At 34.0% G+C, this 618-nt stretch carries 1 protein-coding gene; it reads left to right on the top strand.

The features are described 5' to 3' along the window. On the top strand, nt 1-618 hold a 618-nt coding region (locus tag AC1DJR_RS32660), incomplete at both ends, for an LTA synthase family protein (RefSeq protein ID WP_477004536.1).

Below are 618 nucleotides of genomic sequence, written 5' to 3'. Positions count from 1 at the left end.
CAACCGTTCTATACAAAATTTATTACGTTAACAAACCATTTTCCATTTCTTCTAAATCCAGAAGATCAATATGTTGATGAATTTAATTCCGAAAGTGGTGTTTTAAATCGCTACTTCCCAACCGTTCGTTACACGGATGAAGCTCTTAAATTATTTATTAAACAATTGAAAGACGAAGGACTATATGATAATTCCGTTATTGTCATTTATGGTGATCATTACGGCATTTCTGAAAACCATAATGCAGCTATGGCTCAGTTCCTTGGGAAAGACGCTATTACACCGTTTGATTCTATGCAATTACAACGCGTCCCTCTCATTATTCATGTGCCTGGCCAAGAAGGAAARGTCATCTCTAAAGTATCTGGTCAAATTGATATTAAACCAACGTTACTTCATTTACTTGGTATTAAAACAAATCAATCCGTAGAATTTGGAACAGACTTATTTACGAAAGAAAAAGACCCTCTTATGGTAATGCGGGACGGCAGTTTTATTTCGGAAGATTATGTTTATACAAAAAATATGTGCTATAAAAGAAGCACAGGTGAAGAAGCTGATTTAACACTATGTCAGCCTTATATTGAAAAAGCAAAAACAGAATTAAAATTATCCGAC

The organism is Bacillus sp. 05T31, assembly GCF_056396725.1.
Note: the sequence above shows the minus strand (reverse complement) of the source record. Positions and strands in the feature narration are given on the sequence as shown.